General features: G+C 67.0%; 22 protein-coding genes. 7 read left to right on the top strand and 15 right to left on the bottom strand.

Annotation, left to right across the window (positions count from 1 at the left end; genetic code table 11):
* Nucleotides 1–26: 26 nt before the first annotated feature.
* From ACQP2D_RS04535 to ACQP2D_RS04555, 5 genes are all read right to left on the bottom strand, one after another.
* Nucleotides 27–866, bottom strand: a complete 840-nt coding sequence (locus ACQP2D_RS04535) for an ABC transporter permease (RefSeq protein ID WP_433682468.1) — start codon at nt 864–866, stop codon at nt 27–29.
* Nucleotides 863–1,846: an ATP-binding cassette domain-containing protein gene (locus tag ACQP2D_RS04540; RefSeq protein WP_433682469.1), complete on the bottom strand. Its 984-nt coding sequence runs from the start codon at nt 1,844–1,846 to the stop codon at nt 863–865. Before ACQP2D_RS04540 ends, ACQP2D_RS04535 begins: the two co-directional genes overlap by 4 nt.
* Before the next feature lie 167 nt (nt 1,847–2,013).
* The gene (menE, locus tag ACQP2D_RS04545; protein WP_433682470.1) at nt 2,014–3,174 is read right to left on the bottom strand and encodes an o-succinylbenzoate--CoA ligase; all 1,161 of its coding nucleotides are present in this window, start codon (nt 3,172–3,174) and stop codon (nt 2,014–2,016) included.
* A 428-nt stretch (nt 3,175–3,602) separates the two neighbouring features.
* Nucleotides 3,603–3,995, bottom strand: coding sequence for a VOC family protein (locus ACQP2D_RS04550; RefSeq protein ID WP_433682471.1), 393 nt, complete (start codon nt 3,993–3,995; stop codon nt 3,603–3,605).
* A gap of 1 nt (nt 3,996) precedes the next feature.
* The gene (locus ACQP2D_RS04555; protein WP_354959900.1) at nt 3,997–4,890 is read right to left on the bottom strand and encodes a 1,4-dihydroxy-2-naphthoyl-CoA synthase; all 894 of its coding nucleotides are present in this window, start codon (nt 4,888–4,890) and stop codon (nt 3,997–3,999) included.
* 191 nt (nt 4,891–5,081) lie between these two features.
* Between ACQP2D_RS04555 and ACQP2D_RS04560 the strand changes: the two genes are divergently transcribed.
* The 3 genes from ACQP2D_RS04560 to menD all read left to right on the top strand — a co-directional run bounded on the left by ACQP2D_RS04560 (nt 5,082) and on the right by menD (nt 8,277).
* Complete coding sequence (locus ACQP2D_RS04560; RefSeq protein WP_433682472.1) at nt 5,082–5,759, top strand: PaaI family thioesterase; 678 nt, start codon at nt 5,082–5,084, stop codon at nt 5,757–5,759.
* Between the two features lie 86 nt (nt 5,760–5,845).
* Nucleotides 5,846–6,289 (top strand): DUF6918 family protein, encoded by a 444-nt coding sequence (locus tag ACQP2D_RS04565; protein ID WP_433682473.1) that lies wholly within the window; start codon nt 5,846–5,848, stop codon nt 6,287–6,289.
* A 350-nt stretch (nt 6,290–6,639) separates the two neighbouring features.
* Nucleotides 6,640–8,277, top strand: a complete 1,638-nt coding sequence (gene menD / locus ACQP2D_RS04570) for a 2-succinyl-5-enolpyruvyl-6-hydroxy-3-cyclohexene-1-carboxylic-acid synthase (protein WP_433682474.1) — start codon at nt 6,640–6,642, stop codon at nt 8,275–8,277.
* A 9-nt stretch (nt 8,278–8,286) separates the two neighbouring features.
* On the opposite strand, the gene ACQP2D_RS04575 is transcribed toward menD, so the two are convergent.
* Both ACQP2D_RS04575 and ACQP2D_RS04580 read right to left on the bottom strand, forming a co-directional pair.
* On the bottom strand, nt 8,287–8,520 hold the full coding sequence (locus tag ACQP2D_RS04575) for a hypothetical protein (RefSeq protein ID WP_433682475.1): 234 nt from the start codon (nt 8,518–8,520) through the stop codon (nt 8,287–8,289).
* A 162-nt stretch (nt 8,521–8,682) separates the two neighbouring features.
* Complete coding sequence (locus ACQP2D_RS04580) at nt 8,683–8,919, bottom strand: hypothetical protein (RefSeq protein WP_433682476.1); 237 nt, start codon at nt 8,917–8,919, stop codon at nt 8,683–8,685.
* 200 nt (nt 8,920–9,119) lie between these two features.
* On the opposite strand from ACQP2D_RS04580, the gene ACQP2D_RS04585 reads away from it, so the two are divergent.
* Nucleotides 9,120–9,650, top strand: coding sequence for a TIGR03086 family metal-binding protein (locus tag ACQP2D_RS04585; protein WP_433682477.1), 531 nt, complete (start codon nt 9,120–9,122; stop codon nt 9,648–9,650).
* A gap of 114 nt (nt 9,651–9,764) precedes the next feature.
* On the opposite strand, the gene ACQP2D_RS04590 is transcribed toward ACQP2D_RS04585, so the two are convergent.
* Complete coding sequence (locus ACQP2D_RS04590) at nt 9,765–10,409, bottom strand: TetR/AcrR family transcriptional regulator C-terminal ligand-binding domain-containing protein (RefSeq protein ID WP_433682478.1); 645 nt, start codon at nt 10,407–10,409, stop codon at nt 9,765–9,767.
* Nucleotides 10,410–10,491: 82 nt separating this feature from the next.
* Here ACQP2D_RS04590 and ACQP2D_RS04595 point away from each other — a divergent pair, with 82 nt between their 5' ends.
* On the top strand, nt 10,492–11,526 hold the full coding sequence (locus ACQP2D_RS04595) for an aldo/keto reductase (protein ID WP_433685528.1): 1,035 nt from the start codon (nt 10,492–10,494) through the stop codon (nt 11,524–11,526).
* Between the two features lie 4 nt (nt 11,527–11,530).
* Here ACQP2D_RS04595 and ACQP2D_RS04600 read toward each other — a convergent pair whose 3' ends face one another.
* From ACQP2D_RS04600 to ACQP2D_RS04615, 4 genes are all read right to left on the bottom strand, one after another.
* The gene (locus tag ACQP2D_RS04600) at nt 11,531–15,787 is read right to left on the bottom strand and encodes a molybdopterin-dependent oxidoreductase (protein WP_433682479.1); all 4,257 of its coding nucleotides are present in this window, start codon (nt 15,785–15,787) and stop codon (nt 11,531–11,533) included.
* Nucleotides 15,788–15,920: 133 nt separating this feature from the next.
* Entirely contained in the window at nt 15,921–16,634 is a 714-nt protein-coding gene (locus ACQP2D_RS04605) for a demethylmenaquinone methyltransferase (protein ID WP_433682480.1), read from the bottom strand.
* Between the two features lie 175 nt (nt 16,635–16,809).
* The gene (locus ACQP2D_RS04610; RefSeq protein WP_433682481.1) at nt 16,810–17,952 is read right to left on the bottom strand and encodes a glycosyltransferase family 4 protein; all 1,143 of its coding nucleotides are present in this window, start codon (nt 17,950–17,952) and stop codon (nt 16,810–16,812) included.
* A gap of 93 nt (nt 17,953–18,045) precedes the next feature.
* Nucleotides 18,046–18,528 carry a DUF3592 domain-containing protein gene (locus tag ACQP2D_RS04615; protein WP_433682482.1) on the bottom strand — a complete coding sequence of 161 codons (483 nt, stop codon included), beginning with the start codon at nt 18,526–18,528 and terminating at the stop codon, nt 18,046–18,048.
* Between the two features lie 39 nt (nt 18,529–18,567).
* On the opposite strand from ACQP2D_RS04615, the gene ACQP2D_RS04620 reads away from it, so the two are divergent.
* Complete coding sequence (locus ACQP2D_RS04620; protein ID WP_433682483.1) at nt 18,568–19,074, top strand: DUF2505 domain-containing protein; 507 nt, start codon at nt 18,568–18,570, stop codon at nt 19,072–19,074.
* Nucleotides 19,075–19,128: 54 nt separating this feature from the next.
* On the opposite strand, the gene ACQP2D_RS04625 is transcribed toward ACQP2D_RS04620, so the two are convergent.
* From ACQP2D_RS04625 to ACQP2D_RS04635, 3 genes are all read right to left on the bottom strand, one after another.
* The gene (locus tag ACQP2D_RS04625; protein ID WP_433682484.1) at nt 19,129–19,563 is read right to left on the bottom strand and encodes a VOC family protein; all 435 of its coding nucleotides are present in this window, start codon (nt 19,561–19,563) and stop codon (nt 19,129–19,131) included.
* A 72-nt stretch (nt 19,564–19,635) separates the two neighbouring features.
* Nucleotides 19,636–20,049 (bottom strand): helix-turn-helix transcriptional regulator, encoded by a 414-nt coding sequence (locus ACQP2D_RS04630; protein ID WP_433682485.1) that lies wholly within the window; start codon nt 20,047–20,049, stop codon nt 19,636–19,638.
* A gap of 1 nt (nt 20,050) precedes the next feature.
* Nucleotides 20,051–21,331 (bottom strand): geranylgeranyl reductase family protein, encoded by a 1,281-nt coding sequence (locus ACQP2D_RS04635; protein WP_433682486.1) that lies wholly within the window; start codon nt 21,329–21,331, stop codon nt 20,051–20,053.
* A 194-nt stretch (nt 21,332–21,525) separates the two neighbouring features.
* Between ACQP2D_RS04635 and ACQP2D_RS04640 the strand changes: the two genes are divergently transcribed.
* Complete coding sequence (locus ACQP2D_RS04640) at nt 21,526–22,548, top strand: polyprenyl synthetase family protein (protein WP_433682487.1); 1,023 nt, start codon at nt 21,526–21,528, stop codon at nt 22,546–22,548.
* Nucleotides 22,549–22,558: the final 10 nt, after the last annotated feature.

The following is a 22,558-nucleotide window of genomic DNA, read 5'->3' on the forward strand; positions in this document are numbered from 1 at the left end:
TTCGGTTAGCGGTCAGACCTGAATGGTCACGCCCGGCGCATGTAGGCCCGGACCGCGAGCGGTGCGAAGATCACGATCACGACCACCGAGCCGATCAGCGACCAGGCCAGATCGCTGCCGTAGACATTGCCGTTCATCAGCGCTCGGGCCGTATTCACCATGTAGTACACGGGATTCACGTGATTGAGCCCCTGCATCCAGCCCGGCATGGTGCTGACCTGAGCGAAGGCGCCGGACATGAAGGTCAGCGGGAACATCACCATCATCGAGATGCCCTGCACGCCAGCGGCACTCTTACCGGTGACGCCGACCAGCGCCCAGATCCAGCTCACCGCGAAGGAGCAGACCACGATGACCAGACCGGCTACCACGACACCGGCGAATCCGCCTTCGGGCCGGTAGCCGATCGCCAGGCCGACCAGGATGGTCAGGGTGGTGGCCAGCGCATAGCGCACCATATCCGCGATCAACGCGCCCGCGAGCGCCGAAATGCGGGCAATCGGCAGGGATTTGAATCGGTCGAAGACGCCCTTGTCCATATCCTCGCGCAATTGGGTACCGGTCACGACCGAGGTCAGGATCACGGTCTGCACCAGAATGCCGGGAACCAGAACCGGCAGATAGTTCGACACACTCCCGCCGATCGCCCCGCCGAAGATATAGGCGAACAGCGCGGTGAACAGGATCGGCTGCACCGTCACATCGAACAGCTGCTCGGGATTGTGCTTGATCTTGAGGATGCCCCGGTAGGCCATGGTGAACGAGGTCGCCACGGTCTGGCGGAGGCTGATGTGATTGCTGGCCTCCGGGATCGAGTGTGGTGCCGCATATCGCGCGGCCTGATCAGGTGCGGTAATGGTGGTCATGCCGCGCTCCGTTCGTTGTCGTCTTCGGCCGGGTGGCCGGTGATGGTGAGGAAGACCTCGTCGAGGCTGGGCTTGCTGACGGTGATCTCGTCGATCGCGATCTCCCACTCGCGCAGGCGGATCAGCAGATCGGCGGTCATGCCCGCATCCTTGAGCGGGGCGGTGAGCCGTCCGGCCTCCGGCGTGATCTGGGCCTCGGTGCCCAGGAATTCGCCGACAATGCGGCGGGCCTCATCGAGCTGGGCCCGATCGACCAGGGTCAGGTGCAGTGAGGAGCCGCCGATCGAGGCCTTGAGCTGGTCGGCGGTGCCGTCGGCGATCACCTTGCCATGGTCGATGACGGCGATCCGGTCGGCGAGCTGATCGGCCTCGTCGAGGTACTGCGTGGTGAGCAGCACCGTCGCGCCCTCGCGGACCAGACGGCGGATGGTCTCCCACATCTGGGCGCGGGTGCGCGGATCGAGGCCGGTCGTCGGCTCGTCCAGGAACAGCAGCGGCGGTGTCGCGATCAGGCTGGCGGCCAGATCGAGACGGCGACGCATGCCGCCGGAGAAGTTCTTCAGCGGCTTGTCCGCCGCCTCGGTGAGGTCGAACTCCTCGAGCAACTCGACCGACTTGCGCCTGGCATCGATTCGGCTCAGACCGAGCAGGCGGGAGAAGATGACCAGATTTTCGGTGGCGGTGAGACCCTCGTCGACCGAGGCGTACTGCCCGGTGACGCCGACCAGTGACCGCACGGCCGTCGGTTCGGCGACGACGTCACGGCCGAAGATGCGGGCGCTGCCGCCGTCCGGGCGCAGCAGGGTGGCCAACATGCGGATGGTCGTGGTCTTGCCCGCGCCGTTCGGTCCGAGCACGCCGTAGACCGAGCCCTGCGGAACCGCCAGGCTCACACCGTCGACGGCGCGCTGTTCCCCGAACACCTTGACCAGGCCGTCCGCCTCTACGGCGAGCGCTGAATTGGGTGTGAAAGATGTCATGCCCAAGACTTTGCGGCCCGCGTCTTGCACGGTCCTTGCACCGCGATGTCGCCACACTCTTGCACCCACTTGCACGCCCACCACCGCGATCGGACTCGACGCAAGAAGGTCAGGTCAGCTGGTGGCGGCGCCTTCTCGGGCTGGGCCGCCACCATGCCGATCCGGTGTCAGTGCGTGGATTCGGCGAGCAGATGTTCGCGGAGCCTGGCGCGGTCCGGTTTACCGGGGCCGCGCAGCGGGAGCTCGTCGAGGATCGCGAGTTCGCGTGGGGCGGCGATGGAGTCGAGTTCGCGCACCACGTGGTCGCGAAGTTCCTCGAGGGTCGGAGTCGCGCCAGCGGCGGGGACCACCGCGACGGCGACCCGTTGCCCGAGCCTGTCGTCGGGCAGGCCGAGCACCACGCATTCGCTGATTCCCGGATGGGTGATCAGCACGGCCTCCACCACCTGCGGGATGACGAGCAGCCCACCGGTCACGATCGCCTCGTCGAGGCGTCCGCTGATGCTGAGCACGCCGTTCTCATAGGTGCCCGCGTCTTCAGTGCGGAACCAGCCGGGTTCGGCGAAGGCCGGATGGTCGGGGTGGCCGCGGTAGCCGTTGGCGATCATCGCGCCGCCGAGCAGGACGCGACCGTCCTCGATGCGAATCTCGGTGCCGTCCAGCGGAATACCGTCGTATACGCAACCACCGCAGGTTTCGCTCATGCCGTAGGTGCGAACGACATTGATACCGGCCGCTTTCGCGCGTTCATAGACCGGAGCCGGAGTGGCGGCACCACCGACCAGCACGCCATCCAACTGGGCCAGCGCCGCCGCTGCGGCGGGCGCCTCCAGGGCCTTGATGAGCTGGGTCGGAACCAATGCGGAGTAGCGGCGCTCACCGCGCATACCCGAGATGGCGCCCGCGAGCGCCTCGGGTAGGAAGCCGCCGGAAACGTCGAGGACGGCGGGTTCGGTACCGGCCAGGATGCTGCGCAGCAGCACCTGAATGCCGGCGATGTGGTGGGTCGGCAGGGCGAGCAGCCAGGTGCCCGGACCACCGAGACGATCGTGGGTCGCGGTCCCGCTGGCCCGCAGCGCCGCCGCGCTGAGCATGGCGCCCTTCGGGACACCGGTCGTGCCGGAGGTTGTCACCACGAGCGCCACCTCGTCATCGATCAGCTCGCCCGGGGCCAGCGCATCGCTGAGTCGCCGGGCCTCCCGGCGGTCGCTGGTGGGTATCGGCAACCAGGCTGGACCGTTCCCCTCCAACACTTCTCGCAAATGCGGCATCACATCGCCGAGTCCCGATCCCGTCGGCATCGGCAGCGTCCGCAGGGTTTTGCTCATGACGGCGCCTCGCTGACGTTCGGCTCCATCAGGCGCGGGTCCGCGGTGCGCGGGCGCGCAGTACCCATGGTTCGCTCGCTTCGCTCTCTCACGACTGCACCTCGCTGCTGCTCGGCCCTGTCGTGCGCAGGCGCGCTGTGTTCATGGTTCGCTCGCTGCGCTCCCTCACGACCTTGATCGTGTCATGTCAACGTCACCGCATGCGGCAGGGGTCGGTTTGCTGAGGCAGCGGGGAGTGGCTTCGGCCGCGTCAGGGGAGGAGAACTCGGGTACGCCGGACATCGAGACTGCGATTCACTCGGAGGACGGTACTCAGTGGCGGTCACCCGGACGTCGGCGGTCGGGCGGCCATCCGTGCGTTATCGTCCTCGCCGGGGTCGGCATTGGCAACTCGGGACAGGTCGCTCTGGTCACCGCCGCCCGCGCAATCAGTCCGGTGACCAGCGCGAATCCCGTCGGATCGGATGCTCGGCAGGCACCTCGACCAAAACGATGGGCACCCCGTCCGGATCGTGCACCCACATTTCGATCAACCCCCACGGCTCCTGCACCGGCGCGCGATCGATCGAGATGCCCTTGAGTGCGAGTTCGGCCGCGGTGTCCGAAATGTCGCGTACCTGCAGCCAGAGCGCGCCCTCGAACGCCGTGGATCTACCCGATCCGCCGTGCGCGGCTACCTCGACCAGCGACTGTCCAGCGAAGAAAACGGTGCCGCCCGGATACTCCCGCGCGATCGCCAGCCCGAGCCCGTCGCGGTAGAAGGCGAGTGTCGCGCGGTAGTCGGCGGGCCGCAGGATGACTCGGCTGCTGAGGATGTCCATCTCAGAAATACCAGGGGTAGGGGGTCCAGTCCGGCTTGCGCTTTTCCAGGAAGGCGTCGCGGCCCTCGACCGCTTCATCGGTCATATAGGCCATCCGAGTGGCCTCGCCCGCGAACAGCTGTTGGCCGACCAGACCGTCGTCGAGCAGATTGAACGCGTACTTGAGCATGCGCTGGGCCTGCGGGGATTTGCCATTGATATCGGCGGCCCACTCCAGCGCGACATTCTCCAGTTCGGCGTGGTCGACGACCTTGTTCACCGCGCCCATCTGATGCATTTCCTCGGCGGTGTAGGGACGGCCGAGGAAGAAGATTTCGCGCGCGAATTTCTGGCCGACCATTTTCGCGAGATACGCGCTGCCGTAACCGCCGTCGAAGCTGCCGACATCGGCGTCGGTCTGCTTGAATCTGGCGTGCTCGCGGCTGGCCAGGGTCAGATCGCAGACCACGTGCAGGCTGTGCCCGCCGCCCGCGGCCCAGCCGTTGACCAGCGCGATGACCACCTTCGGCATGAAGCGGATCAACCGCTGCACTTCGAGGATGTGCAGGCGGCCCGCGCGCGCCTGGTCGACGGTGTCCGCGGTCTCGCCTTCGGCGTACTGGTAGCCGCTGCGGCCGCGGATGCGCTGGTCGCCGCCGGAGCAGAAGGCCCAGCCGCCGTCCTTGGGGCTCGGTCCGTTGCCGGTGAGCAGGACCGCGCCGACGTCCGGGGTCATCCTGGCGTGATCGAGCGCGCGATAAAGCTCGTCGACCGTATGGGGACGGAACGCGTTGCGCACCTCCGGCCGATCGAAGGCCACCCGGACGGTGCCCTGTTCGATATGCCGGTGATAGGTGATGTCGGTCAGGTTCTCGAACCCTGGAACGGGCCGCCACAGCTTCGGATTGAACGTCACCCCAGTGATTATTGCTTCCGTCGATAATCCGGGTGCCAGTGAGTTCCATGCGAACTTCTACGGTGCCGATGGCGTTACTCAGCGGTACGACTTGACGGTGTAAAACAAGACGTTACCGTGCAGGGATGGATGCAGCATCGCGGAGCGATTCACTGAGGGGCGGCGGTCGGGCGACGGGAGGGCGTGAGGCAGTGAAACCGGTTACTGAGCGCAGTGTCGGACGATCCGGCCCGCGCATCGACCACAGTGCGGTGGACGAATCCCGGTACGACAAGCACGGTGGCTTCCCCAAGGTCTCCCGCGCGCGGATCGGGGCCAACTTCGGGCCGTTCGTCGAGGTCATGCGCACGCTGCAGGATCTGGCCGTCTCCGTGGACGCGCCCGACGAGGTCTTCGGTGACGCGCTCGCCCAGGCGCGACAGCTCGTCGAACTGCTCGAGCCCTATCGTGCGCCCGAACTCCAGGGCCCGGCGGGCCGCGCGGTCGAATTGCCCGGGCGCGGCAGCCTTTTGCTGCTGCCGTGGCAGGTGGTCGAGGCCGGACCCGATGGCATCGAGATGACCGGTGAGTTCCGCCGCTACCACCTCGGCGGCAATGGCGCGGCGCACGGCGGTGTGCTCCCGCTGCTCTTCGACGATCTGCTCGGCATGATCGTGCATTACGCGGGACGACCGATCAGCCGCACCGCCTATCTCCATGTGAACTATCGCAAGATCACTCCGCTGGAGACGTCGCTGACCGTGCGCGGTCGTGTCGACCGCATCGAAGGGCGCAAAACGTACATAACCGCCGAATTGGCCGATGAGCAGGGCAATCTCCTCGCGGATTGTGAAGGATTGATGGTCCAATTGCTGCCGTGGCAGCCGTAGCTGGACGAGCGCCGTGTGACCGCGCGCACCAGTGCGTATAGTGACGTGCGCTCGTTCATCGACATCGATCCCGGAGGAACCTGAAAGTGGTTGCAGCACTGTCTGAATCCCTGCTCGACGACGCTAAGCGCACGGCCTTCCTTGCCGATGCCAAGGAGGTTCTGGACGCCGAGGTGTCGGACAAGGGTGGTGCGTCTGGCCTTGCGGTCAAGGGTGGGTACGCGGCGGTCAAGAAGATCAGCCCCAGCATCGTGCCCGATGCGCTGGAGTCGTTGGCGCCCAAGCTGGTATCGCAGCTGGAGCCCTTCTGGCAGGAATACACGGCCACGGGATCCGGCAATTTCGCCGACCTGCTGGTCGCCAAGTCCGATGAGGTCGCCGAGGCATTGCTCGCGGTGACCGACGCGCGTGCCCAGGCCTCGACGCGTCCGGCACTGCAGAAGGTCTACTCGTCGATGCGTTCCTCGGCCAAGAAGAACGTCATCGAGGCCCTGCCGCGCCTTGGCGACCTCGTGCAGCGCCACGCTTGATTTGCAGCGCCTGTAGCGCTGCGTGTTCGTGGCCCCCTGGTGTCTCGCGTCCGAGCAGTCGAGACATGCGACTTTGTCGCATGCGCTTCGACTACGCGGCTGTGTCATTGCCGCGCGAACGCGAGACGGGCCGCGAACGCTCGCTCGTAAGACTCGCTCCGTAGTGGTCGGTAGGGCGGTGATCCTTGCGCCGCATATCAAATCCGCCTCGGCGAGGCGGGATTTCGAGGTGCGGCGCATACCGGCCGCCCGCGTCCGGTGGTGGGCGCGGGCGGCAAATTCCCACTCGAACATCTGTTTGTGAGCAGGGTGACGAAGACGTCGGAGCAACTGTCTGAGAGGCTGGAGGCGTGAATCCGTCTACAGCGCAGGCGCAGGTGGTCGTTGACGAACTCGCGCGCGGGGGTGTGCGAGACGTCGTGCTGTGTCCTGGGTCCAGGAACGCGCCGCTGGCATTCGCCCTCCAGGCGGCCGATGCGGCGGGCAAGCTGCGCCTGCACATGCGCATCGACGAGCGGACCGCTGGCTTTCTGGCCATCGGGCTCGCGGTTGCCAGCCGACTGCCGGTGCCGGTCGTCATGACCTCGGGAACCGCCGTCGCCAACCTCGGTCCCGCGGTGCTGGAGGCCAACTACGCCCGGGTTCCGCTGGTGGTGCTCAGTGCCAACCGGCCCTACGAAATGCTCGGCTCCGGCGCCAATCAGACCGTGGAGCAGTTCGGTCTGTTCGGCAGCCAGGTGCGTGCCTCGATCAGCCTCGGACTCGCCGAGGAGGAGTGCGGGGACGGTGCGCCCTACAGCCAGCAGAACAGCCAGTGGCGTTCGGCCGTCTGCCGGGTGCTTGCCGCGGCCCGCGGCACCCGCTCCGGCAATGCCGGGCCGGTGCATTTCGATATTCCGCTGCGCGAGCCGCTGGTCCCGGACCATGCGCCGGGTGAATCGGCGCCGCAGGGGCGCGCCGGTGGTGCCGCGTGGACGTCGACCCAATACGCGACGCTCGACGTCCCACTCGAACTCGATCTCACACCCGATACGGTCGTCATCTCCGGCCACGGCGCCGGATTGCGTCCGGAACTGGCCGAGCTGCCGACGGTCGCCGAACCCACCGCCCCGATGCACGGCCCGGCCCTGCATCCGCTGGCATTGCCGCTGCTGAAGCCGCGCCAGGCGATCATCACCGGGCGTCCGACGCTGCACCGCCAGGTTGCCAAGGTGCTCGCCGATCCGTCCGTCACCGTCTACGCGCTCACCACCGGTCCGCGCTGGCCCGATGTCTCCGGCAATGTGGTCGGCACCGGAACCAGGGCGATCATCTCGGGTGCGCCGCGCGCCGAATGGCTGGCGCACTGCCGGGAATTGAACGCGAAGGCCGATCAGGTGGTGCGCGCGGAGCTCGCCAAGCATCCGAAGCCGACCGGCCTACATGTCGCCGGTGTGGTGATGGACGCACTGCGCGAGGGCGACCAGCTGCTGCTCGGCGCATCCAATCCGGTGCGTGACGCGGCCCTGGTCTCGCATCCGCACCCGGGTGTGCGCGTGCTGTCCAATCGCGGCGTGGCGGGTATCGACGGCACCGTCTCCACGGCCGTCGGTGCGGCACTGCACCACACCGGTCGCACCATCGCGCTGATCGGTGACCTCACCTTCCTGCACGACGCCTCCGGCCTGCTCATCGGCCGCGGTGAACCCCGGCCCGCCGATCTGACCATCGTGGTCGCCAATGACGACGGCGGCGGCATCTTCGAACTCCTCGAACAGGGGGACCCGCAGTACGCCGGTGTCTTCGAGCGCGTCTTCGGCACCCCGCACGGGATGGATCTGGCCGCGTTGTGCGCCGCCTACCGGATCCCGCACAAGCAGGTCGATCCGGAGCACTTGGCGGCCGAATTGGCGGGGCATGCGCACGGTCTGCGCGTGCTCGAAGTGGCGACCGAGCGCTCCAGCCTGCGTGAGTTGCACGCGACGGTCCGGGCCAAGATCGCGCCGTGAGCCGAGAGCTCAGTACGCCGGACCCGGTTCGTGATCGTCATCGAGCGGAACGGCGATCGACTGCTCCACCACATCGGCCGGATCGGCGCTGAAGGCGTCCCGGTCGACCGCGGCCACCAGATCGCGTTCGCTGCTGATATCCGCCCTGTCATCGTCGTAGTCGGGATAGGCGACGACGGACTGCTCGACATAGTCGGCCTCGCCGACCTCGTCCGGCGTGCGGGATGTGCTGGGATCGGTCATCGTTCACTCCTCTCCGCGCGTGCTCTGCGGCCGGGTACCCGATTATCTGCCGGGGGAAAACCAGGTGCTGCGGGAATCGCAGCGCGAGCGGACATCAGTCCAACACTGTTGAGAATGCTCCTAGTTCGGCCGCTCGGCAACCCATCCGCTACTTGGGTTGCCTCACTCGCCCTCGACCGGACCCGACCCGTTCGCGGGATGTTCGACCAGCGCCAGTGTGCGCCCGGCCAGGAACCGCGCGGTACGCACCGGGACTCCGGTGCGCGTCACCTCACTGACTTCCACCACGCCCCGCGCGATGCGGACCTCGACCTTGCGCCCCGCGCGCGTTGCGGTCACTTCATAACTGCGAGACTCGTCGCCGAAGTCGACGACGATCTCCACTCGATCGCCCTTCATCTACCAATTCTCCGCTTTTCCAGCACTTTTCGCCGCTACGACTTGGTTGCGATGGGGTGCGGTGAGAGCCGGGAGGAGACGCACACGCGGCGCGGGATCGGGCGGGCCGCGGTCCGGCGCGAGGCCCGCGGCGAACCGATGAATTCCGTTGGCTCGCTCTGTCCCGACGAGTGCGTGATGTCCGTTGCCAGGAGGCTCCGATGCACCCGAATTTCGATCTCGAACCGGCCGCGACCGCCATGGCGGCGGTGGTCGGCGCCATGGCCGATGAACAGCTCACGGCACCGACACCCTGCACCGATACCACCGTGCGCGATCTGCTCGCCCACGTCATCATGCTCACCGAGGCCTTCCGGCAGGCCGCGACCAAGGAGGCGGTCGGCCGTTCGGTCGGCCCGGAGACCGTGCTGCCCGACGACTGCGAGGCATGGCGGGGTCCGGCGGACTGGGATGGTGCGACCGAGGCGGGCGGTGTATCCGCTCCGGCCGTGGTGATGGCGATGATCGCACTCAACGAAACCGTCGTGCACAGTTGGGATCTCGCCCTGGCAACCGGTCAGCGACCGGCCGCCGATCCATCCCATCTGGCGGTTCTGCTCGAATTCCTCAGTGACACACCGGCCGAAGGCACACCGGGGATGTTCGGCTCCGTTGTGCCGGTGCCCGACGCCGCGCCGGAACTGGATCGAGTCATCGGACTCACCGGTCGCGATCCGGGCTGGACTCGCTGATCGCCTGCGGCATCGCCCGCGCCGCCGCCCGTTCGAGCTGAGCCGTTCGGCGAGGGCAGAGCCCGGTCTCTGTCGCGGTGAGCCGGGACGATCGTCATGCCCACCGCGCTGACTTCATGAGTCCTTATGTGTAGTTGGCGTTTTCGCGGCCTTCGTGAAGATGCCCGCGGCGGCGGCCTGGGCGGCTGCTATGGCGGCGGTGCTGGCGGCTTCGTCATCGATCGGGTCGCCGCTGGCGAGGAGGCGGTAGTAGAGCGGGGCCGAGACCGCGGTGAGCACGGCGCGGGCGTCGGTTCCTGCCGGGATTTCGCCGCGCGCGATGGCGGCAACGATGCAGGGTGACCATTCGGTGAGACGGATGTCGTAGAAGCGGCGCAGTGCGGCGGCGGCCGTCTCATCGCAGGTGGCGGCGGCGATGACGGCTTGGAAGAGCCTGCCCTGGCGCGGGTCGGTAAGGGTTTTGGCGACCAGGCGGGCATTGGCGGTGAGATCGCCGAGTAGCGAGCCGGTGTCGGCGTGCGGCAGCGACTGTTCGGCCATATCGACGAGTAGATCGGCGACCAGTCCGGTGGAGTTGCGCCAGCGGCGGTAGGCCGTGGTCTTGCCGACCTCCGCGCGTGCCGCGACCTCGGTCAGATCCAGGTGCGCGAAACCGCGTTCGGCGAGCAGATCACCCGCAGCCTGCAAGACCGCCTCGCGGACGCGGGCGGTGCGCCCACCTGGGCGGACCGAGCCGGGGGTGGCATTGTCGGACTGCATAACGGAACTCCAGTTTCATTTATGGCGCAATGGGTGTAGGTTCGACCGCATTAACGGAACTATAGACCCTTTAGGAGTCATGATGGAGTACCGGCGGCTCGGCGCATCAGGTCTGCACGTCCCGGCCCTGAGCTTCGGCGCGGGCACCTTCGGCGGGCGCGGTGAACTGTTCAGCGCATGGGGTGATACCGATGCGGAGCAGGCCCGGCGCCTGGTCGATATCAGCCTGGACGCGGGCGTCACCATGTTCGATACGGCCGATGTCTATTCCGACGGCGCCTCCGAGGAAGTGCTCGGCGCGGCCATCGAGGGCAGGCGCGATCGGCTGCTGCTGTCCACCAAGGCGAGCCTGCCGACCGGTCCGGGGCCGTTCGAGGCGGGCTCCGGACGTGCGCGGCTCATCAAGGCCGTCGAGGGTTCGCTGCGCAGGCTCGGCACCGACTACATCGACCTGTTCCAGCTGCACGCCTTCGACGCGCACACCCCGGTCGAGGAGGTCCTCGCGGCCCTGGACGATCTGGTGCGCGCGGGCAAGATCCGGTATCTGGGAGCCTCCAATTTCGCGGGCTGGCAGCTGATGAAATCCCTTGCCGCGGCGGACCGGCACGGTCTGACCCGCTATGTGGCCCATCAGGTCTACTACTCGCTCGTCGGCCGCGACTACGAGTGGGAGCTGATGCCGCTCGGCCGGGATCAGGGCGTGGGCGCGGTGGTGTGGAGCCCGCTCGGCTGGGGCCGCCTGACCGGGAAAATCCGCCGTGGCCAGCCACTTCCGGCGGGCAGCCGCCTGCATCAGACCGCCGCGGCGGGCCCGCCGGTCGATGACGAGCAGCTCTACGACGTGGTCGACATCCTCGACGAACTCGCCGCCGAGACCGGAAAGACCGTCCCGCAGATCGCCCTCAACTGGCTCCTGCGCCGCCCCACCGTGTCGACGGTCATCGTCGGCGCGCGCAACGAGGAGCAACTGCGCCAGAACCTCGGCGCGATCGGCTGGGAACTCGACGCCGACCAGATGGCCCGCCTCGACAAGGCCAGCGCGGTCACGCCGCCGTACCCGTACTACCCCTACTACCGGCTGCCCGACTTCGCCCGCCTGAATCCGCCCGCGGCGTAGGGGATCAGTACACGTCGCGGACGTAGCGCTTCTCGGCGACCAACTGCTTCTTGAACGCCAGCGCACCGTCCTCGTCGAGCTTGCCGTGAATCCTGGCAATGGCGAGCAGGGTGTCGTCCACATCCTTGGCCATCCGCGCGGCGTCGCCGCACACATAGAAGTACGCGCCGTCGCGCAGCCAGGACCACAGCTCCGCGCCGTGTTCGATCATGCGGTGCTGCACGTAGATTCGCTCGCGCTGGTCGCGGGAGAAGGCCAGATCGAGTCGGGTGAGGAAGCCGGAGCGGAACATATCTTCCAATTCGGCGCGGTAGTAGAAGTTCTGGGCGGCATGCTGATCGCCGAAGAACAGCCAGTTGCGCCCGGTGCACCCGAGGGCGCGGCGCTCCTGGAGGAAGCCGCGGAACGGCGCGATACCGGTGCCGGGACCGACCATGATCATCGGTGCCGTCGGATCCAGCGGCGGCCGGAAGTGCGGTGCGCGCTGCAGGAAGATCGGCACCGCCGCCGCATCGGCGTCGGCGCGGTCGGCGAGGAAGGTCGAGCACACGCCACCGCGGCGCGCCGCCGATCCGATCGCCGCCGGATCGCCGTAACGGACGATCCCGACGGTGAGCTGCACCTCATCGGGGCTGACCAGCGGGCTCGATGATATCGAATACTGGCGCGGCTGTAGCTTTTTCAGCGTGCCGAGCCATTCGACGAGATCGGCCCGGACCGGGAAGTCGCGCAGCACGTCGACGGCCTGTCGGTCCCACAGGTAGTTGTCGAGTTCATTGCGATTATCGCGGCGCAGCAGTTTCGCCAGCCGGTTGTTCGGGTTGCGTTCGGCGATGAAGGTGAGCAGATCGTGGCTGACCTTCGTAATGTCGTAGCGGGTACGCAGCGCCTGGGCCAGCGGCAGTTCCTGGTCGTCGACCTCGATGACCCGGCGGCCGTCCAATCCGGTGGCTCCGAGCCATTCGGCCACCAGCGACTCGCAATTCGCGGGCCATACCCCGAGCGAATCGCCGACCTCGTAGGACGCTTCCAGCTCGTGCAGGTCGAACCCGAACTGGCGCACTTCCTTCGGTGATCCGGCATGTGACAGCGGCTCATTGCGCACCAGCGGTGCGGTCACCGGCGCGTTGCGGGTGAACGGCGCGGGGCCGGAGCTCTGGGTCCGGCCCAGGGCCGGAGCGGTGCGGGGCAGTACCAACGTGGCAGTGCCACCGGTGGGCCGCACCGGCATCCGGATTCCGCCGGGGCCGGACGAACTCGCCTGGGACGTGCCGGTTTCCCGACCGCCGTCGAGTGCGTTGAGCACCTCGTCGAGCCAGCGCGCCGCCGATTCCTCGTAATCGGGTTCGCTGTCGACGCGCGCCAACAGTCGGGTGGCCCCGCGTTCGATCAGCTTCGTGTCCAGTTTGCGGCCGTGGCCGCAGAAGTCGTCATAGGAGGAGTCGCCGAGCGCGAAGACCGCGTACCGCATGCCGGTCAATCGGATCACGCTGTCGCTCAGGCGTGCCCAGAAGTCGGTGCCGTTATCCGGCGGACCGCCGTCGCCGAAGGTGCTGCTGATCACCAGCACATCGCCGCTGAGCTCGTCGAGTTCGCACGAGTCCATATCGAGCAGCCGTGGGGTGTAACCGCATTCGGCCAGACGCGCGGCGGCCGTCACGGCCAGTTCCTCGGCGGTGCCGGTCTGGGACGCCCACAGCACGGTGATGGGGCGGGCCGGTAGCTCGTCCAGAGTATCGTCGGCGGGCGCCGATGGGGTCGGCGATGCGGCGCTGCGCGAGTACATGCCCGCCAGCAGCCCATCGATCCACAACCGGCTGTGCTGGGCGATCGGCGCGGACGCGGGCAGCACCGGCTGCCCGGTCACCGGAATGGACTGCAATGCCGAGAGATATCCGGCGAGATAGATGCGCTCGGTCTCGCTGAGGGTTGGGGCGATGCCCGCATCGAGCCCGAGCACGACCGCCAGCGGATGCGCGTCCGGCGAGCCATTGATAGCGGTTGCTCCCGGTGCGGCTGGTTCGCTGAAAGGCTGTGTCGAAGCGTCCGCTACTCCGGTGGGTACTTGCGGCCGCGGCACCGCCGCGACGCGTCGCAATGACACCGCGCACGCCTTGTACTCGGGCTGCAGCGAGGCCGAATCCACCGCGTCATTGGTCACGGCATTGATCGTCAGATACTCGCCCTGCTCGTCATTCCAATGGAACGGTGCGAAGCAGTCACCGGGCCGCACCCGGTCGCTGACCTGCACCGACAGCACCGCTCGTCCACGCCGCGAGGCGATTTCGAGCTGATCGCCCGCCTCGACCCCGAGCCGCTGGGCATCGGCGGGATGCACCTCGACGAATGGCTGCCCGGTCAACTTGGTGAGCTTGTCGATCTTCCCGGTCTTGGTCATGGTGTGCCACTGATGCTGCAGTCGACCGGTGTTCAGTACGAACGGGTAGTCGTCATCGGGCATCTCGTCCGGCGCCATATGCGGGCGCGGCCAGAACACCGCACGACGGCTCGCTGTCGCGAAGGCCAGCCGTGGCCGATGTCCGGTGTCATCGACGAAAGCCTCCTGGCTGACGCCGTCATTGAGATAGCGGATCGGATTGCGTGCGCGATCGGGCTCGGCACACGGCCACTGCATCGGCCCTTCGCGCAACCGGTCATAGCTCATACCACGCAGGTCGTATCCGGTGGCCGGATTGGCGAACTGCTTGATCTCCTCGAAAACCTCCGCACCGGAGGCGTATTCGAACCCCTCGAAGCCCATTGCCGTGGCGACTTGCGCGATCAGCAGCCAGTCCGGGCGGGCTTCGCCGATCGGATCGACCGAGCGCTGCAACAGCGTGACATTGCGCTCCGAATTCACCATCACCGCATCGGCCTCGGCCCACAGCGTGGCGGGCAGCAGCAGGTCCGCATAGGCGTTGGTGGCGGTCTCGGTGTAGGCGTCCTGCACGATCACCAGCTCGGCTGCCTCGAGACCGCCGATGACCGTCTTCCGATTGGCCACGGTGGCAACGGGATTGGTACAGATGATCCAGGCCGCCTTGATCTGCCCATTGGACAACGCACGGAACATCTCGATGGTGCCGGGACCGGCCTCGTCGCGCAGCGTGCCGGGCTCGACACTCCACGCGGTCTCCACGAAGGTGCGGTCGGCGGGGGAGAGCAGGCTGCGCTGGCCGGGCAGTCCCGGACCCATATAACCCATTTCGCGTCCGCCCATGGCATTGGGCTGGCCGGTCAGCGAGAACGGCCCACTGCCGGGACGGCAGATGGCGCCGGTGGCCAGATGCAGATTGCAGACCGCATTGGTGTTCCAGGTGCCGTGGGTGGACTGGTTGAGCCCCATGGTCCACAGCGACATCCATTCCCCCGCCTCGCCGATCCAGCGCGCGGCCGTGCGGATATCGTCCTCGGCCAGTCCGGTGATCTCGGCGACCTTGTCCGGTGGGTAGTCGGCAAGGAATTCGGGCATCGCCGCCCACCCCTCGGTGTGCTCGGCGATGAAATCCGCGTCGATATCGCCGTTTTCGACGAGCAGGTGCAGCAGCCCGTTCAACAGAGCGAGATCGGTGCCCGGTGCGATCTGCAGGAACAGATCCGCCCGCGCCGCCGTATCGGTGCGCCGCGGATCCACCACGATCAGCTTCGCGCCATCCTTGACCCGGTCGACCATGCGCAGATAGAGAATCGGATGGCAGTCGGCCATATTCGCGCCGATCACGAAGAACAGCTCGGCGTGCTCGAAGTCGTCATAGGATCCGGGTGGCCCGTCCGCACCGAGCGACTGCTTATATCCGGTCCCGGCGCTGGCCATACACAATCGGGAATTGGCCTCGATGTGCTTGGTCCGCAGATAGCCCTTGGCCAACTTGGTCGCCAGGTACTGCGCCTCCAGCGACATCTGTCCGGAGACGTACAGCGCGATCGCATCCGGTCCGTGCTCGTCCAGAATCGCCCGCAGCCGGGTCGCCGCCTCGTGCACCGCCTCGTCGACGGGCAACGGCACCGGCACCTGGCCGCGCTGGGGCCGCCGGTACGCGGTCTCCATCCGCCCCGGCACCCGCATCAACTCCAGATGGGTGGCGCCCTTGGTGCACAGCCTGCCCGTATTCGTCGGATGCAGCTTGTCGCCGCGCACCTTGGCGATAACCGGCGCACCATCGGCGCCCGGACGCGTCTCGACGGTGATACCGCAGCCGACGCCGCAGTAGGAGCATGCCGTTCTGGCGGTGCTCGTGCCGTCGGAGACTGCATCGGTCATGCCACCGATCATGCTGATCGCCGATTGCGCCGGATTTACCCAACGTTATCGGGAGGTGACAAATAACCTCACCGGCACAAAATCTGTCGGTGAGCTGTGGCGCACACCACAGAAATGTGTCGTGACCAGGACGTTAGCCCAATTTGTAGCCACGATGCAGCGCGACGATCCCGCCCGTCAGATTCCGCCACTTCACCGACGACCAGCCCGCATCCGCGATCCGCATCGCCAACTGCCGCTGATTCGGCCAGGCGCGCACGGATTCGGCGAGGTAGACATAGGCGTCCGGATTGCTGCTGACCGCCCGCGCCACCTTCGGCAGGGCCTTCATCAAATACTCCATGTAGATGGTGCTGAAAACCGGCACCACGGGTGTGGAGAACTCGCAGACCACCAACCGCCCGCCCGGCTTGGTGACCCGCAGCATCTCGCGCAGCGCCCGATCGGTCTCGGAGATATTGCGCAGGCCATAGGAGATGGTCACCGCATCGAACGAATTATCGGCGAAGGGCAGCGCGGTCGCATCGGCCGCCACCATCGGCACATTGCGGGACTTACCCGCGGCGAGCATGCCGAGCGAGAAGTCGGCGGCCAGACACCACGCGCCGGACTTCGCGAGGTCGAGCGTGGAAATCCCGGTCCCAGCGGCGAGATCGAGCACCCGCTCGCCCGGTCGCGGTGCCAGCGCCTTGCGCACCGCCCAGCGCCAATATCGGTCCTGTCCCAACGAAATGACGGTATTGGTCAGGTCGTACCGCTTCGCGACCCCGTCGAACATCGACGCGACCTCGTGCGGCTGCTTGTCCAGCGAGGCTCGAACCGATTCCCGCTGCTCTGTTTTCGCCACACCCTGAACCTACCGCGCGTACCAGCCGGCCCACGAGAACCCTCGGGCCCGACTGGCCCAGACAGTTTCGATCGCGGCTGTATGTGCCGGTTTTCGCATGGTCACGTGCGCCACCTGGCGCGAATGGGAACCGCGACGTCGCGAAACTCACATGACGGAGCCGAGATTCGCGCCGTCACGCGGTGTGCGGCAGTTGGACCCGAATACCGGTGACATCGGCGTAGTGCCCCATCAACTCGGTGCAGATGGCGGGCCAGGTCCGGTGCAGCACCGACTTGCGCGCGGCACCGGCGAACCGCGCCCTGGTTACCGGATCCCGAAGCGCCGCAACCGCGCTGGGCAGTAGTTCGGAGAAGCGGTCCACAGGTAGTAGGTAGCCGTTGCGGCAGTGCGCGATCAGGTCGCGTGGTCCGCCCGCATCGGGCCCGATCACCGGAACCCCGGCGGCCAGTGCCTCCTGCACCCCTTGACAGAACGTCTCGTGCTCGCCCGCGTGCACCATCACATCCAGACTCGCGTAGGCCCGCGCCAACTCGGCGCCGCCGAGCTCACCGGTGAACACCGCGGAGGGCATCATCCGCGCCAACCGGGCTCGTTCCGGTCCGTCCCCCACGATCACCAGTTGGATCTTCGGATCGCTCGCCAGCACCGCGAGTCGCTCCACGTGCTTCTCCGGAGCCAGCCGACCGACGAAACCGACGAGCAGCCTGTCCTGCCCACGCAACCAGGAGGCGCGCAGCCCCGGTTGCTTCGCCGACGGCGTGAACCGGGCGATATCGACCCCGCGCCCCCAGCGGTGCACCCGCGGAATACCGTGCCGCGCCAGATCCTCGGCGGCCGCGCGCGAGGGGGCCAATGTCCGGGTCGCGCCCTCGTGGATGCGCCGCGTCCATGCCCACGCCGCCCGACTGGCCAGCCCGAGCCCATAGCTCTTCGCGAATCCGGCGACATCCGTCTGATAGATGGCCACCGACGGCAGGTCCAACCGCATGGCGGCGCCGAGTCCACCGGCGCCGAGCAGGAACGGCGAGGCCAGATGCACCACATCGGCGTCGAAGTCATCGATCACGGCGGTGATTCCGGGCTGCGGCAGGCCGACCGGCAACGAACTGACCTTCGGCACCATCACCGCGGGCACCCGATACACCGGGAACCGGCTGTGGAAGTCCGCGGCGGCGGGCAGCCCGCTCGGCGTACCCGGCGCGATCACCAATGCCTCGTGACCGTGCTGTTCCAGGTGATCCAGCACCCGGAGCACGGAATTGACGACGCCGTTCATATTCGGCAGGAACGACTCCGAAACGATGGCTACTCGCACCCTGTCAGACTGACTCGTGCACCGCGCCGCGCCGTCACGTCGACGTGACCGGTACGCAAAGATCCGGCGAACTGTCGGGGTGCCGGGTCCGGCTCAGGTGGCGCTCGCGGCGGCGCGGGCGCCGTCGGCGGATCCCGGCGTGCGGCGCCGGGACCGGGCCAGAATCCATATCGTGGGCAGCGCGATACCCCACACCACCACGATCACCGACAGCGCGGGCTGAATCGCGACCCGCACATCACGCCCGGCCACCCGCACCAGATCCGGATCGCTGCGGCTGTACTCCACATTGATCCGCTCACCCGCGGTGAGATTGGTCGGATACAGCACGCCGACCTTCGGATTGTGCGTCTTGCCGTCGGGCGTCACATAGGTGACCGCCGAGCGCAACCGCCCGGCCGAGAGCACCTCGGCGGAGGTCACACCCTTGTCGGAGCTGATCAGATAGTCATTGCGCCAGGCGGCGAGCACCAGGAGCCCGACCAGCGTGCTGAGCACTATCGCCGCGGTCAGGACACCGATCCTGGCCCGCCGCAGGCGGTTCGACCGCCTTGCAGACTGGCTGGTTTCCGACACCCCAACAGGCTACTTGCCGCCTCCGCTAGCGTGGCGCCCATGTCCCGAAAATTCAGCTTCACCGTGCCCTACGCCGTACCGGTCGAAGATCTTCACCGGGCACTCACCAACGACGAAGTCTGGCGGTCCCGGTTCGCGGGTGCCGAAACCGCCACAGTCGACCTATCACACCCCGACGGCGCGGACACCATCCGCATCCATATGACGGAAAAGGCCAGCGACGACAAGGTTCCCGGAATCGTGCGCAAGGTGCTCAAGAGCGACCTGGTGCTCTCACGCACCGACAACTGGCAGGCGCTGGACGGCGAGATCGCCAAAGGCACCTTCGAGGGCGCTACCGGCGGCATCACCAGCGAGATGACGGGCACCTACGAACTCCGCCCGACCGCCGAGGGTTCGGAAATCGAGGTCGTCGGCACGGTACAGGTGAAGGTTCCACTGGTCGGTGGCGCCATCGAACCGCTCGCCGAACAACTGCATCACCGGGTGCTCAAGAGCGAACGCAAACATATCGAGGCGTGGTTCGCCACCCAAGCCAGGTCCTGAGCCCGCCGTCCGGCACACGCCCCGGTCGAAGCCGGGGCGTGTCAGGGCCGCTGGTCAGGCGAAGTCTTCCGGACTGAATTCCTTGGGTTCCACCAGCACCAACCAGTTGCCGGAGTTGTCGCGGATGATCGCCTCGGTGCCGTAGGGGCGGGCGGCGGGCGGCTGAATGAATTCCACGCCCTTGGCGGTCAGCTCCTCGAAGGTCTTCTGACAGTCATCGGTCTTCAACCCGAGCGCGCCGTGGGTGCCATTGGCCAGTGCCCGGCGGATGGCGTCGGCCAGATTCTCATCCAGCGGCGGTCCCGGAATCATCAGGGTGATCTCGAGTTCGCGATGCTCGGGATGTGCGACGCTGACCCAGCGGAATCCGTTCTCGCCCATGGTCACATCGCTGGTTTCGACGAATCCGAGCTTGTCGATGTACCACTGCTTCGCCGCGTCCTGATCGGTGACGTACACGGTGACCAGGGAAACGTTGGTAATAGTCATGCCCAAAGGCTAGAAAACGCGGCGATCCGGCCGCTTCTCCGAAATTGCTGAGCTGTGCGTAGCACCGGCGACTCAACTCGGCGGCTTGCGGTCCGAGAGCCCGTGCATGAACACATAGCAGCCCGGAATCCGCGGCGCCCCATCGGCGAATTTGGCCTGGTACTCCGATGGCGTCACCCCGACCAGCTGCCGGAACTTACTGCTGAACGATCCGAGACTGCTGTACCCGACCAGCATGCAGACCTCGGTCACGGTGAGATTGGTGGCCCGCAGATAGTCCTGTGCCCGCTCGATCCGCCGCTCCGCCAAATATGCCGCGGGCGTCAACCCGTAGACCGCCGCGAACGCGCGCAGGAAGTGATACTTCGAAACCCCTGCGGCAGCGGCCAATTCGTCCAGATTCAACGGCTCGGCATAGTCGCGATCGGCGAGATCCCGCGCCCGCCGCAGGTGCGGCAGCAGATAGAGCGCAGGTAATCCGGTCATCTCAGGTGAACGGGGCGAGTTCGTCGAAGCGGTAGGACGCCCGACCCGCCGCGCGCCAGGCCCGTGCGGTCAGATCCAGATCCTCGTCGGTGACCAGATTGCCCATTACCCGAACCGCGGTGCGCTGCAGGTACTTCGACCGCATGACCGGCGGCCCGCCGATCGGCACCATCCGCGGATGGGTCGCCAGTCCGGCGATCCGCCGCGCCACCGAGAAGGTCCGCCCGTAGCGGGCCCGCAACAGCTCCGGCCACACCGCCGTCAGATCCGGTTCGTCCAGCAGCCCGGCGAGCATGTGACCGCCCTCCAGGCCGTAATCGATGCCCTCGCCATTGAGCGGATTCACACATCCCGCGGCGTCGCCGATCAGCACCCAGTTGCGCCCCGCGATATTCGATACCGCACCACCCATCGGCAGCAGCGCCGATGCGACAGCGCGCAGCGAACCCTCGAACCGCCACTCCTCGCGGCGCAGCGAGGTGTAATGCTCCAGCAGCGGTTTCAACGCGATATGCGAGGGTCGCTTCTCGGTGGCCAGCGATCCGACACCGATATTCACCTCGCCATTGCCGAGCGGGAACACCCAGCCGTAGCCGGGCACCAATTCGCCGTCGGCATTGCGCAATTCCAGATGTGAGGTGATCCATTGGTCGTCGCTGCGCGCGGATTTGATGTAGGCGCGGGCCGCGGTGCCATAGGCGTAGCGCCGATGCCAGGTGCGCCCGAGCATTTTGCCGATCGGGGAGCGCACACCGTCGGCGACGACGAGCGTCTTGCAGCTGATCACCTGGGTGCCATCCGCCGTCTTCACCGTCACACCGGTGACGCGATCACCCTCGCGGATGACATCTATCACCTTTGTGCCGTCCAGCATTCTGGCCCCGGACTTCACGGCTGTCTCACGCAGTTTGTCGTCGAGTTCGGTTCGGGGAACGGCACTTCCATACGTTGGGAAGGAACCGCCCGGCCACGGCAGCAGGGCCTCGCGGCCGAAGCCGGTCATCCGCAGGCCGTGGTTCACGGTGTGCGCGCGTAGCCAGGCACCGAGTCCGAGCTTCTCCAATTCGGCGGTCGCGCGCGGGGTGAGTCCATCGCCGCAGGTCTTGTCCCGTGGGAAGACGGCGGCATCGGTGAGTACGACATCGCGGCCAGCTCGCGCGGCCCATGCGGCCGCGGCGGAACCGGCCGGTCCGGCGCCGACCACGAGCACTTCGGTGTGCGTGGGAATCGCGCCCTGCGTCTCCCCGTCCGCGCCCGCGGGTGTGACATCCGGTGAACCCATGCGGTCAATACTTGCAGGAGGGTTCGGTTCATGTCGACGGTGCCCGCCTGTGCCGCACACCATGCGATCGATGAGCTCGGAAAAGCATATGCGAAAGTGTCTGATACACCGCATAGTGACGGTGTTCATGGGCCGCGCGGCGGGGACACGCTAGGTTCTCTACCGTGGGGTCGGACGCAGCGCTGGGAGAAGAGATGAGCACATCGGCTGTGAGTGATGAGAGCACGGTGGTCGCCGGAGTCGATCTCGGTGACACCGAGCTCGCGGCGACCGTGCGCAATGGGCTCATCGATGTCGAGAAACTGCTGATCGATGAGCTGTCCGACGGCGAACTGTTCCTGCAGGAGGCGGCGCTGCACCTGGCCAAGGCCGGAGGTAAGCGATTCCGCCCGCTGTTCACCATCCTCACCGGGCAGCTCGGCCCGCGCCCGACCGATCCGGCCCTGATCACCGCTGGCACCGTCGTCGAACTGGTGCACCTGGCGACCCTCTACCACGACGATGTGATGGATGAGGCCCCGATGCGCCGCGGCGCCCCGAGCGTGAATTCGCGCTGGGGCAACAGCATCGCCATCCTCGCGGGCGACTATCTGTTCGCGCACGCGTCCCGGCTCACCTCGACCCTGGGCCCGGATGCCGTGCGGATCATCGCCGAGACCTTCGCCGAACTGGTCACCGGCCAGATGCGGGAAACCATGGGAGCCCGCGATTCCCAGGATCCGGTGGAGCACTACCTGCGCGTGGTCTGGGAAAAGACCGGCTCGCTGATCGCCGCCGCCGGACGCTTCGGCGGCACCTTCTCCGGCGCCGACACCGAGCATGTGGAACGGCTGGCCCGGCTCGGCGATGCGGTCGGCACCGCCTTCCAGATCTCCGACGACATCATCGACATCTCCTCGGCCGCCGAACAGTCCGGTAAGACGCCGGGCACCGACCTGCGCGAGGGCGTGCACACCCTGCCGGTGCTGTACGCGCTGCGCGATGAGGGCGCCGAGGGCCACCGGCTGCGCAAACTGCTCGCCCACCCGCTGGAGACCGACGCCGAGGTCGAAGAGGCGCTCGGCCTGCTCGCCCGCTCCCGCGGCATGGTGCTGGCCAAGGAGAAGCTGCAGGGCTACGCCGATCTCGCGCACGCCGAACTGTCCGCACTGCCCTCGGGTCCGGCCAATGACGCCCTGGAGCATCTGGTCCGCTACACCATCGAGCGCGTCGGCTAGTGGTTGCGGC

It is taken from the genome of Nocardia sp. CA-119907, assembly GCF_050955995.1.
Taxonomy (GTDB): domain Bacteria; phylum Actinomycetota; class Actinomycetes; order Mycobacteriales; family Mycobacteriaceae; genus Nocardia.

What these genes read in the sequence shown, in the direction of transcription:
- ACQP2D_RS04535 (WP_433682468.1), bottom strand. Translation starts at nt 866, where the DNA reads ATGACCACCATTACCGCACCTGATCAGGCCGCGCGATATGCGGCACCA.
- ACQP2D_RS04600 (WP_433682479.1), bottom strand. Translation starts at nt 15,787, where the DNA reads ATGACCGATGCAGTCTCCGACGGCACGAGCACCGCCAGAACGGCATGC.
- ACQP2D_RS04620 (WP_433682483.1), top strand. Translation starts at nt 18,568, where the DNA reads ATGTCCCGAAAATTCAGCTTCACCGTGCCCTACGCCGTACCGGTCGAA.
- ACQP2D_RS04595 (WP_433685528.1), top strand. Translation starts at nt 10,492, where the DNA reads ATGGAGTACCGGCGGCTCGGCGCATCAGGTCTGCACGTCCCGGCCCTG.
- ACQP2D_RS04640 (WP_433682487.1), top strand. Translation starts at nt 21,526, where the DNA reads ATGAGCACATCGGCTGTGAGTGATGAGAGCACGGTGGTCGCCGGAGTC.
- ACQP2D_RS04540 (WP_433682469.1), bottom strand. Translation starts at nt 1,846, where the DNA reads ATGACATCTTTCACACCCAATTCAGCGCTCGCCGTAGAGGCGGACGGC.
- ACQP2D_RS04630 (WP_433682485.1), bottom strand. Translation starts at nt 20,049, where the DNA reads ATGACCGGATTACCTGCGCTCTATCTGCTGCCGCACCTGCGGCGGGCG.
- ACQP2D_RS04635 (WP_433682486.1), bottom strand. Translation starts at nt 21,331, where the DNA reads ATGGGTTCACCGGATGTCACACCCGCGGGCGCGGACGGGGAGACGCAG.
- ACQP2D_RS04585 (WP_433682477.1), top strand. Translation starts at nt 9,120, where the DNA reads ATGCACCCGAATTTCGATCTCGAACCGGCCGCGACCGCCATGGCGGCG.
- menE (WP_433682470.1), bottom strand. Translation starts at nt 3,174, where the DNA reads ATGAGCAAAACCCTGCGGACGCTGCCGATGCCGACGGGATCGGGACTC.
- ACQP2D_RS04575 (WP_433682475.1), bottom strand. Translation starts at nt 8,520, where the DNA reads ATGACCGATCCCAGCACATCCCGCACGCCGGACGAGGTCGGCGAGGCC.
- ACQP2D_RS04550 (WP_433682471.1), bottom strand. Translation starts at nt 3,995, where the DNA reads ATGGACATCCTCAGCAGCCGAGTCATCCTGCGGCCCGCCGACTACCGC.
- ACQP2D_RS04590 (WP_433682478.1), bottom strand. Translation starts at nt 10,409, where the DNA reads ATGCAGTCCGACAATGCCACCCCCGGCTCGGTCCGCCCAGGTGGGCGC.
- ACQP2D_RS04625 (WP_433682484.1), bottom strand. Translation starts at nt 19,563, where the DNA reads ATGACTATTACCAACGTTTCCCTGGTCACCGTGTACGTCACCGATCAG.
- ACQP2D_RS04580 (WP_433682476.1), bottom strand. Translation starts at nt 8,919, where the DNA reads ATGAAGGGCGATCGAGTGGAGATCGTCGTCGACTTCGGCGACGAGTCT.